The sequence below is a fragment of the Aerococcus suis genome, assembly GCF_900176325.1.
GTDB lineage: Bacteria > Bacillota > Bacilli > Lactobacillales > Aerococcaceae > Aerococcus > Aerococcus suis.
On sequence record NZ_FWXK01000004.1, the window covers coordinates 29,620 to 44,426 of the forward strand.

General features: G+C 37.0%; 17 protein-coding genes. 5 read left to right on the forward strand and 12 right to left on the reverse strand.

Features of this window, described 5'->3' with window-relative positions; translation table 11 throughout:
* Positions 1 to 94: 94 nt before the first annotated feature.
* Positions 95 to 523 carry a DUF1934 family protein gene (locus tag B8955_RS04360; RefSeq protein ID WP_084099008.1) on the reverse strand — a complete coding sequence of 143 codons (429 nt, stop codon included), beginning with the start codon at positions 521 to 523 and terminating at the stop codon, positions 95 to 97.
* Positions 524 to 647: 124 nt separating this feature from the next.
* On the opposite strand from B8955_RS04360, the gene B8955_RS04365 reads away from it, so the two are divergent.
* Genes B8955_RS04365 through B8955_RS04380 form a run of 4 tightly spaced genes read left to right on the forward strand, consistent with a single transcriptional unit; the run spans position 648 to position 5,044 of the window.
* A complete protein-coding gene (locus tag B8955_RS04365; RefSeq protein ID WP_084099010.1) occupies positions 648 to 1,496 on the forward strand; it encodes a lipoate--protein ligase family protein in 849 nt (282 codons plus the stop codon).
* Positions 1,497 to 1,514: 18 nt separating this feature from the next.
* Entirely contained in the window at positions 1,515 to 2,876 is a 1,362-nt protein-coding gene (locus tag B8955_RS04370) for an HD domain-containing protein (RefSeq protein WP_084099130.1), read from the forward strand.
* A 21-nt stretch (positions 2,877 to 2,897) separates the two neighbouring features.
* Positions 2,898 to 3,908: a hypothetical protein gene (locus B8955_RS04375; RefSeq protein WP_084099012.1), complete on the forward strand. Its 1,011-nt coding sequence runs from the start codon at positions 2,898 to 2,900 to the stop codon at positions 3,906 to 3,908.
* An 11-nt stretch (positions 3,909 to 3,919) separates the two neighbouring features.
* The gene (locus B8955_RS04380; protein WP_084099014.1) at positions 3,920 to 5,044 is read left to right on the forward strand and encodes an NAD(P)/FAD-dependent oxidoreductase; all 1,125 of its coding nucleotides are present in this window, start codon (positions 3,920 to 3,922) and stop codon (positions 5,042 to 5,044) included.
* A gap of 59 nt (positions 5,045 to 5,103) precedes the next feature.
* Here the strand turns inward: B8955_RS04380 and mscL are convergent, their stop codons facing one another.
* The 6 genes from mscL to B8955_RS04410 form a co-directional block, all read right to left on the reverse strand.
* Complete coding sequence (mscL, locus tag B8955_RS04385) at positions 5,104 to 5,499, reverse strand: large conductance mechanosensitive channel protein MscL (protein ID WP_084099016.1); 396 nt, start codon at positions 5,497 to 5,499, stop codon at positions 5,104 to 5,106.
* A 232-nt stretch (positions 5,500 to 5,731) separates the two neighbouring features.
* Entirely contained in the window at positions 5,732 to 6,784 is a 1,053-nt protein-coding gene (locus B8955_RS04390; RefSeq protein ID WP_084099018.1) for a YdcF family protein, read from the reverse strand.
* On the reverse strand, positions 6,785 to 7,678 hold the full coding sequence (gene rsmI / locus B8955_RS04395) for a 16S rRNA (cytidine(1402)-2'-O)-methyltransferase (protein ID WP_084099020.1): 894 nt from the start codon (positions 7,676 to 7,678) through the stop codon (positions 6,785 to 6,787).
* Positions 7,679 to 7,697: 19 nt separating this feature from the next.
* Complete coding sequence (locus B8955_RS04400) at positions 7,698 to 8,039, reverse strand: GIY-YIG nuclease family protein (protein WP_084099022.1); 342 nt, start codon at positions 8,037 to 8,039, stop codon at positions 7,698 to 7,700.
* Positions 8,026 to 8,775, reverse strand: a complete 750-nt coding sequence (locus tag B8955_RS04405) for a tRNA1(Val) (adenine(37)-N6)-methyltransferase (protein WP_084099024.1) — start codon at positions 8,773 to 8,775, stop codon at positions 8,026 to 8,028. Before B8955_RS04405 ends, B8955_RS04400 begins: the two co-directional genes overlap by 14 nt.
* 12 nt (positions 8,776 to 8,787) lie before the next feature.
* The gene (locus B8955_RS04410; protein WP_084099026.1) at positions 8,788 to 9,168 is read right to left on the reverse strand and encodes an initiation-control protein YabA; all 381 of its coding nucleotides are present in this window, start codon (positions 9,166 to 9,168) and stop codon (positions 8,788 to 8,790) included.
* A 162-nt stretch (positions 9,169 to 9,330) separates the two neighbouring features.
* Here B8955_RS04410 and B8955_RS04415 point away from each other — a divergent pair, with 162 nt between their 5' ends.
* The gene (locus B8955_RS04415; protein ID WP_084099028.1) at positions 9,331 to 10,098 is read left to right on the forward strand and encodes a GNAT family N-acetyltransferase; all 768 of its coding nucleotides are present in this window, start codon (positions 9,331 to 9,333) and stop codon (positions 10,096 to 10,098) included.
* A gap of 48 nt (positions 10,099 to 10,146) precedes the next feature.
* On the opposite strand, the gene holB is transcribed toward B8955_RS04415, so the two are convergent.
* The 5 genes from holB to dnaX all read right to left on the reverse strand — a co-directional run bounded on the left by holB (position 10,147) and on the right by dnaX (position 14,665).
* Positions 10,147 to 11,163 (reverse strand): DNA polymerase III subunit delta', encoded by a 1,017-nt coding sequence (gene holB, locus B8955_RS04420; RefSeq protein ID WP_084099030.1) that lies wholly within the window; start codon positions 11,161 to 11,163, stop codon positions 10,147 to 10,149.
* Between the two features lie 14 nt (positions 11,164 to 11,177).
* Positions 11,178 to 11,813, reverse strand: a complete 636-nt coding sequence (gene tmk, locus B8955_RS04425; protein WP_084099031.1) for a dTMP kinase — start codon at positions 11,811 to 11,813, stop codon at positions 11,178 to 11,180.
* Positions 11,814 to 11,826: 13 nt separating this feature from the next.
* Positions 11,827 to 12,426, reverse strand: a complete 600-nt coding sequence (gene recR / locus B8955_RS04430; protein WP_084099033.1) for a recombination mediator RecR — start codon at positions 12,424 to 12,426, stop codon at positions 11,827 to 11,829.
* A gap of 95 nt (positions 12,427 to 12,521) precedes the next feature.
* On the reverse strand, positions 12,522 to 12,836 hold the full coding sequence (locus tag B8955_RS04435; protein ID WP_084099035.1) for a YbaB/EbfC family nucleoid-associated protein: 315 nt from the start codon (positions 12,834 to 12,836) through the stop codon (positions 12,522 to 12,524).
* 20 nt (positions 12,837 to 12,856) lie between these two features.
* On the reverse strand, positions 12,857 to 14,665 hold the full coding sequence (gene dnaX / locus B8955_RS04440) for a DNA polymerase III subunit gamma/tau (protein ID WP_084099037.1): 1,809 nt from the start codon (positions 14,663 to 14,665) through the stop codon (positions 12,857 to 12,859).
* Between the last annotated feature and the right edge of the window lie 142 nt (positions 14,666 to 14,807).

Sequence of the window (14,807 nt, forward strand, 5' to 3'; positions counted from 1 at the left end):
GACACTTCAGTGCACATCTCTATTATATTACACCAAATCCGTGGTTAATTGCAATGCAGGAAGGCAATGAATTCAATACAATTCTCTTATCACGTTACTTTTTAGAAGCAAAATTTAACCGATGAGTATATACCCCTAACATGTTATCTGCTTGATATAATCGATAAGTAAATTTCACCTCATCAGCAGAGACCTCTAAGTCATCTAAAAATCCTACTAATTCTATCGCCTGTTTTTCAGTTATCGGATGATAATTTAGCGTCGCTTTTTGACGATTAAAATTCAACACGTAATTAACTCCTGTAACACGACGTTTAATCATCACATTATCTTCACCAGTTACTTTAATTTGAACAGTATGGTCTCCTTCTTCGTGAGGTTCAACATACCAAAGATATAATTGTTGTTGGCGTTGATAAATTTTTCCATCCGTTTGCCACTGATTTTTCTCATATGCTTCTTCAACTTGCGCTGTTTGATCAACAATTGATGTGATTTGCAACTCGACATTTGTCGTTTTCATTCCATCCCTCACTTCAAAAATCTATCTTATTTTCAATGAATTAGTCCATTTTAACACTTATTTTAAAATTGGTGTACTCGTTTGATATGTTATAATAAAAGCATTATAAGGAAAGGATTCCGCTATGAATTTAAACACGATTTACCCCCACCACCAAATGATTAATTTAGGAATTGCAGCTCACCAACCATCAAAAGATGAACTCATTTTACCGTTTGCATGGGATGATGCTTTTATGCATGCCTTAAACAAAGACGAACTGGGCGTTCAAGCAGTGTTACATTTCTGGCCAACCGCTCCCACTGTATTTTTGGGAGCAATGGATATGCAAGCCCCCTTTATAGCAGATGGTCTCACTTGGTTAATCCATTCTAAACAATTAATGCCAATATTACGACCAGCAGGAGGCTTAGCCGTCGTTAGCGATCCTGGTATTATTAATTTTACGCTTATCCTTAAAAGTGATGATAAACGTTTGATGATTGACGATGCCTATGCCTTCATGGTAGATCGTATGAATGCCATATTTAAATCATACGGTGAAGTAGCAACAACTGGTGAAGTGGAAACTTCCTATTGTCCAGGAAAGTTTGATGTCAGTATGAGAGGGAAAAAAATAGCTGGCATTGCGCAAAGACGCATTGGAAAATCCATTGGTATTTATGTTTACCTCTCTTTAAGTGGTAACCAAATGGCTCGCGGGGAATTGATTCGTCAATTTTACCAAGAAACCATCAAAGATCAACCAACAACGGTTGATTATCCAGCTGTTGATCCACAATCCATGGCCAATCTTAGTGACTTTATTCCTGAATTGGCGGATAAGACATTATTTTGTCAACGACTAATTAAGAGTATCAGTGAAGGTGAGCAGACAATAACGAAGGACGTTGTTCTTACTACTGAACAGCTAAAACGACCTATCCAACAAATGATTAAACGTAATCAACGCATTCAAAAAGCTATTTCATAATGGAGGGACACGATGCCTATGACGCAAGCTAGTCAGACAATTCCAGAAAAAGTATTTCGTGACCCTGTTCACGACTATATCCATGTTCAACATCAGTTAGTTCTAGACTTAATTAATACTCGTGAGATGCAACGACTTAGACGTATTAAACAGCTAGGCACTTCAAGTTTTACTTTTCATGGAGCGGAACACTCCCGTTTTTCGCATTCTCTAGGCGTTTATGAATTGACGCGTCGTATTGTTGATAAATTCCAACGCAATTATCCGTCCCAAACACCAGACGATGGATTATGGAACGACGACGAACGGTTAGTGGTCCTCTGTGCGGCTTTATTACACGATGTTGGTCATGGGCCATTTTCACATACGTTTGAAAAAATTTTTAATACGGATCATGAAGAAATCACTCAAGCAATTATATTGTCAGAAGAAACCGAAGTGAATACGGTATTGCGTCAAGTAAGTGCTGATTTTCCCGCTAAAATCGCTTCTGTCATTGATAAAACCTATCCGAATCCACAAGTAGTTCAATTGATTTCAAGTCAAATTGATGCGGATCGTATGGATTATTTAATCCGTGACTCCTATTATACGGGAACTAATTATGGTAATTTTGATATGACACGAATTTTACGCGTTATGCATCCTTATAAGGACGGGATTCTCTTTGATTATGCAGGGATGCATGCCGTAGAAGACTATGTCACGAGTCGCTATCAAATGTATATGCAAGTCTATTTCCATCCTGTTTCTCGCGGCATGGAAATGGTACTTAATCGACTCATGCAACGTGCGAATGACCTTTATCATTCTAAATGGGTAAATATTGGACAATCTGCGCCCTTTCTTATTCCCTTTTTTGAACAAAATTGGTCATTAACTGACTATCTACATCTCGATGATAATGTGTTACAAACTTACTTTGCTCATTGGCTAGCTCAAAATGATGATGCTATTTTAAGCGATTTAGCAAATCGTTTTCTCAATCGTAAACCTTTTAAATCCGTCACCTATAATCGCGAGACAGATCAGCACTTGTTAAGCGAATTATGCCAATTAATTGAAGAATTAGGCTATAATACGACTTACTATACGGCACAGAACAGTAGTTTCGATTTACCTTATGATTTCTATCGCCCTGAAGCTAAAAAGCCACGAACTCAAATTGAATTACTCGAAAAAGATGGCACATTAACCGAACTCTCTCAAGCTAGTACCCTTGTTCAAGCCTTTACTGGGAAAACAAACGGTGATCAGCGTTTATATTTTCCTAATGAACTCTATTACGGAAAAAATAAAGCACATGTTTCGCTTTTTGAGCCCATTTTAGCTGAGATTCATCAAATGACTAAAACAGGAAAATTACGTCCAAAAATTTAAGGAATAAAAGGAGTTATTACTATGTCAGAAATTGAGGTTGAAGAAACATCCCTTACCTCTAAAGAGCTCTATCAAAAAAATCAAAACGCCATTAAACAGCTCGAAGCACCATATCAAGATTTTTTCTTTGATTGCCAAGCCTATCTGTATCTATCGACACCGCCAACAGTAGCTGTGGATAATGAATTAAGTAAACTGATTAAGCGTCTACAAATTGCTGAACGTCAAGGATTGTCTGTTGAAGCGGTTATTGGTATGGATGGCGAATCCTATTGTAAAAGTATTTTGCGCCGTATTAAAGCACCCAAATATCGCATTGATGTCAGTGTATGTGTTAAATATGTTGCTCTCTATATCTTACTAACTTTGTTCATTGTTTCTATTTTTGAAAGCATTCGTGGTGGTGTGTACTACGGTGATATCTCAGCAGCTATTCAAATGCCTGTTACGGTGAGTTTACTAGGGGTTCCTCTCCAAATTTTAACATTATTTTCAGCAGGATTTTTTGCGATTCAATTTAGGATGAATCGATCATTCGATGCAACGTGGTATAGTCACGGTAACATTCTTTATTTGTTAGCAACCATTGTGTCATTAGTGGCTGCCGTTACCATTCCATTTATCACTCACTACTATCAAGTCTTTCTTATCAGCTTCCCAGTTTGGTTAATTTGGATTATCGCAATGATTACAGGAAGCTACTTAGCACTTAGTGATAAAGTTCACTTCAGTGATCGCATCTTTACAATGGTCGATAACCATCAACAAGCTCAGGAACAAAAACAAACGGTTGAAGTGGATAATGAAGAAAATAATCAGGATCTTGAAGAAGAGAATACGAGCATTTGGCAAACTATCCGCCTTAAAAATCCATTATTGACTAGAAAATCCTATCGAAAATGGCAAGAACAACAAGAAAAAGAAGAGAAAGCTGCTGAAGATATTCATTCTAAACGCCTAAAATATCGTGACGATACTTCACAAAATAAGGATACTTCTGTTTCTAGTAAAGAGGAAGAAACTAACGATTAGAAGGAGATTGTATGAAAAATATTGCTGTAATTGGCGGTGGGATTGTAGGATCAACTGCCGCCTATTATTTATCTAAAGATCCAAATATAAACGTGACGTTATTTGATTACCAAAAAGGGCAAGCCACAAAAGCAGCAGCAGGTATTATTTGTCCTTGGTTTTCTAAAAGACGTAATAAGCCGTGGTATCGTTTATCGAATCAAGGAGCACACTTTTACTTAGATTTATTACAAGATATGGCAGCTGATGGGTTACAAACAAAAGCCTATCAAAAGAAAACAACATGGATTGTTAAGAAAAAAGAAAAGCTAGCCCATGATTTATTAAAAGTTGGCCATAAGCGACAAGAAAATGCGCCACTCATTCAACAATTAGAAATCATCTCTACAGAACAAATACAATCCGTATTTCCTAATCTTAATCCTGATTTTCATGTTATTGAAACAGATGCTGGAGCTATTATCGATGGTGAGCAATTTTGCCACGACTTACAACAATTAGCCGTTAACAATGGTGCGCAAATTATCGAGGACCAAGTCGCTATCCGTCATCTCTCAGCAAATTCTGTTCAAATTAGTGGTCATCATACAGAAAGGCAAGATTTTTCGGGCGCTATTTTGGTAACAGGGGCTTGGTTAGCTGAATTATTAGAACCCCTCGATTATCATGTAGATGTTCGCCCACAGAAAGGCCAGTTAGCAGTTTACCAAACAACTTATCCAACTGACCAATTGCCTTTAATTATGTTAGATGGAGAAGGAGATATCATTCCCCACCAACAAGGTCAAATCTTCGTTGGTGCGAGCCATGAAGATGATAAAGGCTTCGATTTAACCGAAGATATGAGTCCCTTAACAGAATTGATTGATGAATTTGACCGCTTTTTCCCAACCATGGCCGATATCAAACCAGATCAAATTAAAATCGGAACACGGGCCTATACGAGTGACTATGCCCCATTTTTTGGTCACTTATCTGATGCCCCTCATATTACAGTTGCTAGTGGTTTAGGTTCTAGTGGGTTAACTTCTGGCCCATTAATTGGCTACGAATTAGCTCATTCTTATATTGATGGACAAACCACAATTAATTGGGATGACTATCCAGTGGAAAATTATATTAGTAAAAAGAGATAATTAAAAATCCCTCTACAATAAGTCAAAGATTTATTGTAGAGGGATTCTATTTTTCTTCCTTATTTTGATGCAGATTGTTTTTCTTCACGTAATAAATCACGAATCTCTGTTAGTAAGGCTTCAGTTGGATCAACTTCTTCCTCTTCTTCCTCTTCCTCATGAGTAAAGCGGTTTTTAAGAGAAGCAACTGCTTTCATAACAAAAAATAGTACAATAGAGATAATTAAAAATGTAAAGACAGCTTGCATGAAATTCCCAATTCTAAAGGTAATTCCTGCAACCTTAACTACAATACTAGTAAAATCAGTAGAGCCGAGTGCAGCTTCTACGAAAGGCATAATAATGTCTGAAACCATTGAATTCACAATAGATGTAAAAGCTGACGCCATTACAACCCCAATAGCCATATCTAATACATTACCTTTAGCAATAAAATCACGAAATTCTTTTAACACAATGATACTCCCTCTCATCACACAAATATTATTACTCACTTATTTAATCACAAGTGCACAAGGAATGCAAGAAAAGGTTGTTTTATTAAGAAGAATATCCTAGTTAAATGGGCTTTCCTTTATTACTTATTTCAATCGGTTGTATTTATAATAGCTCTTATAAAATTTAAGTTAAGCTTAATAGAAAATATATAAAATAAAATAACACATAAAAAACAGCACCTTCCTAACACTAGGAAAGAGCTGTTTGGCTAAAGTAAATCACATGAATAATGCCAACCGCAATTAATAAAATAGTCATTAAAAAATGTAATTTTCGATGCATAAATAAAATCGCAATATATTCGCGAAACACACCAAAAAGATGATCAAGAAATGGTGTTTTAGCCCCAATTCCCGCGATATGATACCACCCTTCCATGTTGGCATATAAATGACTGCGATACAGATGATAATTATTCGTCACAAAAGCAGCTGGAGTAGTTTCCATAATATACCCTTTTGCTTGGATTAAAGCTTTCGTATAGCGGAAATTATCATGGGTATTTTGAGCCTCTTCTTCTAAGATAATATGATTTTTATCTAATCCATGCGCTATCAAGTATTCAGCCATTTGTTTAGCTTCACTACTAGCAATATGCTCTATTGTTTGCGCACCTGTTACTATTACTGTGGGCATTTTTCGATGAAGATATTGTTGTCGTTCTACGTATCGCAAAGCCATATCTAAACGAGAAGTTAAATCACGGTTAAGTTTCCCGTCTGCATTTAGTTGTGCACCTAAGACAATGACAAACTCTTTTTTGGCTTCATCTTCCAGTAAAGATAGCCGCAGTGTGACTAATAAATAATTAATAAATAAAAGCACAAAATATGCCATAACAAAACTAGGAAGTGTTATCCAATCTTCATAAGCGGTACCTGGAAAAAATGCTAATAAATAATAAGGGACTGCTAATAAGGCAATAAGTAAAATTCCTAACATGCACCCAATCATCAGTTGAAGACGATTGTTTTCAATTCGATAGAGACGAATAGCAAAACTAATCATCCCTACTCCTAGAATAATCATAATTAACGGTGCCAAAAATAGCGCGACTCGACTACCCGTCATAAATAATTGTTGAATAACCGTATACTCTCCAAAATTAGGGTCAAGGAGAATCGCAATAAATAAAATAACGGCTCCTGCTATCATAATAAAATTATCAATTAAATTTTGAGGAGCTAATACAAAAATGAATACCCCCATCACAAAGAGGGCAAAACTAATTAAATAGAGCACTTAGTCACTTCCTTCAATGTGATAGGCAGTATACACTTCTCGTTTATTTAACTGATTTTCTTTGGCCACTTTTTTAATCGCTTGCTTAGAACTTAAATCTTTCGTTGACATCCACCATTCCACTTGCCAAGACAATGGTTTTTCACGAATCGTTGCTTCTATTCCTTCATCCACTTCATTAGGGGTAGGGTTACCAGCAACAATGAAGCAAATTTCTCCCTTAACATCAGAATGCTCTTCAAAATAAGTCTGCAATTCACTTAATTGTCCTCGTAAAAATTCTTCATGCGTCTTCGTTAATTCACGGACCACCACTGCTTGTCGTTCTTCCCCCCAAGCTGTCACTAAATCAGCAACCGTATTCTTTATCCGAAAAGGTGATTCATAAAAAAGCATCGTAGCCGTTTCATTTTTTAATGACGCCAACATTTCATTTTTAGCATTCTTTTTGCGTGGTAAGAAACCAATAAACTTAAATTGTTCAGTGGATAATCCAGAAGCAATTAAGCCCGTTAAAGCGGCATTAGCTCCAGGTAACGGAACAACAGCGAGTTGATTTTCAACGCAAGCTGAAACTAAATCTGCTCCTGGATCAGAAATAGCAGGCATTCCCGCATCACTCACTTGGGCAATGGTTTCTCCTGCTTGTAAACGGTGAATCACGTCATCTAAACGACTTTTTGAATTATGTTCATGAAAACTCAAAGTTGGTGTTTGAATATCAAAATGATTGAGGAGTTTTTGTGTATGGCGAGTATCTTCAGCTAAGATTAAATCAACCGATTTTAGCGTCTCAACAGCACGAAATGTCATATCATCTAAATTACCAATGGGTGTCGGAACTAAATACAATTTACCACTTGCTATTGTTTGAAAGCTTTGTTGTTGAAACATGCCATTCCTCCTCTATAGGTTAACAATCATCTAAAAATGGGGTTTGAAGATCTAAATCGACTCGCTGTTGACTAGATTGAACAGTAAATGCCTTCACTCCTATTTTTCTTAAGCACCGTTCTTTTTGCAACCGTGTCAATTGTTTGAAACGATATTCACAAGACATTGCCTCACTTCGAGACGCAAAGGCTTTAGTCATTAACATCCGACAAGGTTGGCGTCGTTTGAGTCGTGTATACTTGGCGCCTTTCCTACTTTGATGTTCCTGTTCTCGTCGCTTCGGATTGGTCGTATATCCTGTATACAATGTCTGATCAGCACACGCTAGCACATAAACATAGTGTTTCTTACTCTTGGCCATAAATAATATGCCTTGCTTCCTCAGAATAATTATCATCTACTGTTTGCGTATAAAATGGTGGCAAAACAATTAATCCTTTATCTTGCCCATTTTTCATAAATTCAAGTAATACCGTTTTGGCTGGTTCTCCTGGTTTCGGATAAATAAACTGTAGCCGTTTTAGAATTAATTGGCGAGATTTGCCAGCAACAATCAATTCACTAAGGCGTTCTGGACGATGAACTAAATAAAGTTTTCCTTTTCCTCGTAATAAATATTTTGCTTGGATAAAAATATCTTCTAATGTCATTGCAATCTCATGACGCGCTAATGCTTTTTTATCATTAGGATTTAATCGGGATTCTTCATATAGTTTGAAGTATGGAGGATTACAAGTAATAACATCCACTGCATCTTTCGCAAAAAGCTTATTAGCTGTTTGAATATTCGCTGTATGAATTGTAATTTGATCATCCAAATGATTATGCTGTACTGACCGTCTTGCCATATCAGCTACTTCTTCTTGTAGTTCGATGCCATGAATTGGTGCCTCTGTCTTATCCGACAGTAACAACGGTAACACACCATTCCCTGAACAAAAATCAACAATCAATTGCCGTTTCTTAGGACGAATACGGGCAAAATTTCCAAGCAGCAAAGCGTCAATTGAAAAGGTGAATGCTCCTGTCGATTGAATAATATCTAATTGTTGCGGAATTAGACGATCAAATCGTTCATTCGAATATAATTGCGTCATAATATCTATCCTTTAAGCATCTTTTGTTTGTTTTCCATATAAAATATCCAAGCAGAACATACAAGGTTCATCATTATCTCGACGTTGACCATAGGAAATATTGCAAATATGAAATCCATCATCATAAATATTCATTAAATTTTGTCGAGCTTTTGAAAGACCTAAGTCGCTTGTTTGAGCGATTTCTTCAACTGGCTCATCATTAACTGGTGATGTTAATTGTTGGTGAGATGCATTTAATCGTTCGCGCAAATAATGATTTTCCATTTCTAAATTATGTGACGTTACAAGAACTTCATCCCATTCCTGACTCATTTCTTCAAGTGTTTCGCTCATTTCTTGAAGTTGCGCTTGCATCATTAGTAATTTATCAGACATTTCTTTCTTATTCACGGCACGACACCTTCCTTCACTCTATCATACAAACCTACCACATATCATACCATATTTTGTGCCTCTCTAGTGAAACCAACACAAGATTCTCAAAAAAGTATCGTAAATGTGATTACATTAATGAGCATGGTATACTAATCCAATGAAAGGACGAACAGACTTATGATTACTTTTAACGATATTCATCATTGGATTGATTGTGTCGATGAAACAGAGTATTTTACATTTATTGGGAATTCACAACTCCCCCAAACATATACATTAAATATTATGGAATTGGAAATTGTCCCACTGACTGAGGAGCTCAACTTATTGGAAAGTATTTTTGATGATTATATCGAAGAACTCAATCTTTCCTATTATTCATTCGCTCTTCCTCCTAATGAAGGGATTCCTGAAGACTTACAAACCACTTTATCTCAAAAGCAATATGGGGTGGCGATTAATCAGTTAATGGTATTATCCCCCTCTAATTTCCAACCAACACGATACTCACATCCGACTGTCCAGGTCCAGCCAATTACAGCAGCTACTTTGTCGCAATACTTATCCCTCAATAATCACATTTATCGTGAAATCGCACCTGATTATGTGGATGAAAAAATTAAAGAACTTACCTATTATTTTGAGAATCAAGAAGCGATACAATTAGGAGCTTTTCTGGATAACCGCTTAGTCGGAAGTATGGATATTTTCCCTTCTTCAGGCGGCTTAGAAATTGATAATTTTTCTGTTCTTGATGCTTACCAACATCAAGGGATTGGTCAAAAAATGCAGGAATGGGTGATTGATGAAGCCCAAAAACGCCATTGTCCGATTTTCTTACTAGCTGATGTTGATGATACGGCTATTGAAATGTATAAACGCCAAGGCTATCAATTGACTGATTATCAAATTTCTTTTAATAAAAAAGTTGATTCTAATCATTAACAATATAAAAAGAAGCTGTTTCCCAGCTTCTTTTTATATCTCATAGATTTAATCTTTTTTCCACCATGCTAAAACAAAATATTCTAATGCTCCTTGAACTGTCACTTGTTGCTGAATCATCCGTTGAGTGTGATTAACTAAATAAACTCCTTTTGCGATATCAGCTATCGTTAATTTAGGCAATAATGGTGTCCATTTCGCTTTTTGTTGAGGATAAATTAACTCGTCACTCAACATATCGTTTGCTAAATATTGTGACTCATTTAATTTCATCACTAATAAATCATGCCAAGCCAACCCCATCAATTCGAGCCCTCTTAATGTGTCTTCACGGTCTTTTGTTAACTTGATTAATTGGGTTTGAATAATAGTAAACGCTCTAGGATCACGAATAATTAGTAATTCTAACCATCTCACAATTTGTTTCATTTGTTGGTTAAACAGTTCATCATTAGCCATTTCTTGTGCTTTGGTTATATCATTCGTCAGATGACTAAGAACGCGTGCCATCTGATCTCCCATTCCTACTTCTTTCAATGTCACTTCAAATTGACTAGGATTTAACTGTTGAAAATGAAGGATTTGACAACGTGATAAAATCGTCGGTAACAAGGCATCTTTGTTCGCTGTTAACAGAAAAATAAACATATTAGGATACGGTTCTTCAATGAATTTTAACAAACTATTTGCGGCTTGAGTTGTCATTGTTTCAGCCTGTTCTATCACGAAAAATTTATAGTCGCTTTCCAACGCACTAATCGTTAATTTCTGTTTAATCCCCCGAATTTGGTCGATTTTCAGAGACTGTCCTTCTGGCTTCACATGTATTAAATCTGGATAATCTTCAGATTGGATACGACGACAACGTTGACAATGACCACAAGGTTTATTATCAGCTTGACAAACAAAATAAGCCGCAATATATTTCACTAAATCAATTTGACCCGCTCCAGACATTCCCTCAAATATATAAGCATGGCCAACACGATTAGCTTTTAATACTCGGTCCATCATCGTATATAATTGCGGTTGTTTTTCTTGGATAGCCCATGTGGTTTCTGTCATCGTTACCCTCCTTTTTAAAATATGTCAGGGAATCGCGTTTTAATAATATTCAAGGCCTCTTGCTGCATAGCTTCTGGTGTTTGTGTGGCATCAATTGTCACTACCCGGTCTCCAGCTTTTTGATTTGCAACACGGTACCCAGTCACTACTCGTTCATGAAAAGCAATCTCTTCTCGATCCAAGCGATTCATTTCGTTCGACCGTTGTTCTTTGATTCGTTTGATGCCTTCCTCAGCTGTTAAGTCTAAGTAAATCGTTAAATCTGGCATATGGTCTTCAATGGCAAATTGATTAATAGCTATAATCCCTTCGACACCAATTTCACGACCATACCCTTGATACGCAACCGAAGAATCGACAAAACGATCACAAATCACCACTTGTCCTTGCTGCAAAGCTGGAATCACTTTATTCATAAGATGTTGGCGACGACTCGCTGCATACAGTAAGGCTTCTGCTCGGGGATCTAACTGTGTATGAGTAGGATCTAAAATAATATCTCTAATTTCTTCTGCTAATGGTTCGCCACCTGGTTCACGCGTTAAAACCAATGGCACTGTTAATTGCTCTTTAAGTAACGATACTAACCCTTTAATTAATGTCGTTTTACCAGCGCCATCTGGTCCTTCGATAGTGATAAACGGTGTCATATCAATTTCCTCCTTAACGAATTTCACGACGTCCTTCCAGGGCACGCATTAGTGTCATTTCATCAGCATATTCGATATCACTGCCAACCGATAATCCATAAGCTATCCGTGACACTTTAATGCCAGCTGGTTTGATTAAACGCGATAAGTATGTGGCAGTTGCTTCTCCTTCAGCTGTTGCATTGGTTGCAATAATGACTTCTTTAATTTTTTCGTCTTGTAATCGCGATAATAAGCTAGGAATATTTAAATCTTCTGGGCCAGTTCCTTCCATTGGAGATAAAACACCATGTAATACATGATATTTGCCATGGTACTCATGCATTCGTTCTAAGGACACAACATCACGAACTTGCTCTACTACAAGAATTTGCTCATCGTTTCTTGTTTCATCAGTACAAATATCACAAGGATCATGTTGTGTGATATTTCCGCAAATCGAACAATACTGCAATTCACGTTTCGCATCAATTAACGCGTTAGCAAATTGTAAAACCTCACCTTCTGGCATATCTAAAATATAGAAGGCTAACCGAGCAGCCGTTTTACGCCCAATACCAGGCAACTTCGAAAAGCTATCAATTAAATGAGCAATTGGTTCTGGATATTGCATGTTTCGACCCTTTCTCTTTCAATCTGTTTATTTATCATAATAAAAACCTAGGTATCAATAAACTGCTACCTAGGTCCCTATTTTAGCCTGTAACATTAAAAACCAGGAATATTTTTCGTATATTGACCCATCATATTTGATGTTTCTTTTTCCACTTGTGATAAACCATCGTTTACGGCAGTGATAATTAAATCTTGAAGCATATCGACGTCTTCAGGATCAACAGCATCCGGTTGAATATTAATGGCTTTCATTTTTTTATCACCAGTCATAATCGCTTCCACCATACCTGATGGTTCTTTACCTGTAAATTCTTTCGCTTCTAATTCCTTTTGTGTGTTCTCCACTTGTTTTTGCATCTTTTGCATTTTACGCATCATTTGTTGCATATTTGCCATTCCACCGGCCATATTAATCACTTCCTTATTAATTAGTCGTCTACTATTGTAACAGATTCTTCTCCAAATAGGTCAACTGCCTGTTTCGCAATATCATCTGCTTGTTGATTATCATCTTCAGTTATCCAATCATGATCTGATTGATGGTCTTGGGTCATTGCTTCAGGAGTCGCATCCTCATCTGCCGTTGCTTCTCCGGTTAGCAATTCTTCTGTTCTTCCTTCTTTTCTAGCAGTCACATAATGTTGGCGAGTTTCTTGCCATTGTTCTTGAGTTAAGACATACATTTTACTTTGATGACCAAGCATATTTTCTAGGTGATTTTCAATCACCGCTTGAACTTCAGTATCATCCGCCACTTTTTGACATAAAATATCATAGGCAAATTGAATCACAAATCCTTTAGGACTCGCTGCAGCAGGTTGAGTTTGTTTAAGTAGTGCTGCTTGCATATTAGGTAAACTAGCAATCAAATCTGTCCATACCGCATTTAATTGATCCAAATCAGGGCGAGTTGCCTGATTAAGAACTTGATAAATTTGTGTATAATTAGGTTTAAAGGATTTAGTATGTCGTGACGTGGTTCTTTTTTTCAACTCAGAAGATGATGTCGTAGTTGGATTACTATCTCCCTTAGCAATCGATTGTTTCAAATCAGCAAGTTCACTTTTAAGGCTAGCGAGTTCTTGCATAACTTGATGATTAGCTTCTACCGTCTCATTAGACGTTATTTCTGATGGCTGCTGAGATTGCGTTGGTAAGTCATGTGCGAGTTGAACTGTCACAATTTCTAAATAAATATCCGCTTGTAAAGTAAACCGTATGTCACTTTGCGTTTGTTTAAAGGCATCCATTAGGACAAGAATTTGTGAAACTGACATTTCTTGCCCTAACTGGAAGAAAGCTTCATCATATCGCTGAGTTAATGTTTCTGTTGCCTCTTCATCCATTTCTTTACTCATTAATAAATCACGAGCAAATAATAATTGCTCTTCGACAAATCGTTTCGCGTCTTGTCCTTGTGATAATAAATCTTGTAAAGTCGTTAATGCACGTTGCATCTCACCTTGCAATAGAGCAGTAGTATATTGTAATAGCTGCTCCTCACTCAAAGTTCCCGTAATTTCTCGCGTTAATTGTAACGTGATTTCGCCATCTGAAAAAGAAATCACTTGATCCAATAAGCTTAACGCATCACGCATTCCTCCATTAGCAGCCCTAGCAATGACAGCTAAACTCCCTGGTTCAACTGCAATCTCTTCTTGCTCTAAAATATAGGCTAACCGTTTTTCAATCGTCTGATGATCAATCCGTTTAAAATCAAAGCGCTGAGTTCGAGAGATAATGGTTGCTGGAATTTTATGTGGCTCAGTCGTTGCCAAAATGAAAATCACATTAGCAGGAGGTTCTTCTAACGTTTTTAATAAAGCATTAAAGGCTCCAGTTGATAACATGTGAACCTCATCGATAATATATACTTTATATTCCGCTTCAGTTGGCGCATAACGCGCTTTATCGCGAATTTCGCGAATTTCTTCTACACCATTGTTACTGGCGGCATCAATTTCAACAACATCACTTAACGTTCCTTCAGTAATTGCGCGACAAATATCACAAGTATTACATGGCTCCCCATGTGTTTGATTCGGACAATTAATCGCCTTAGCAAAAATTTTAGCGGCACTTGTCTTACCCGTTCCTCTCGGTCCTGTAAATAAATAGGCATGACTCGTTTTACCGGATTGAATCGCATGACTCAACGTTTTAGTGACAGCTTCTTGCCCGACTAAATCTTGAAAACGTTGGGGGCGCCAAACGCGGTATAATGCTTGATAACTCATACTTGCCTCTCCTTACCTCTCTCAATACTAGTCTCATTATACGGAACTCAATCATTTTATTCAATCTTTCACGGAAGCAAAAAAGGAGGTATGTAGCCTACCCTCTAAAAGTCGTACATTAAGTACGACATTATGGGGTTAC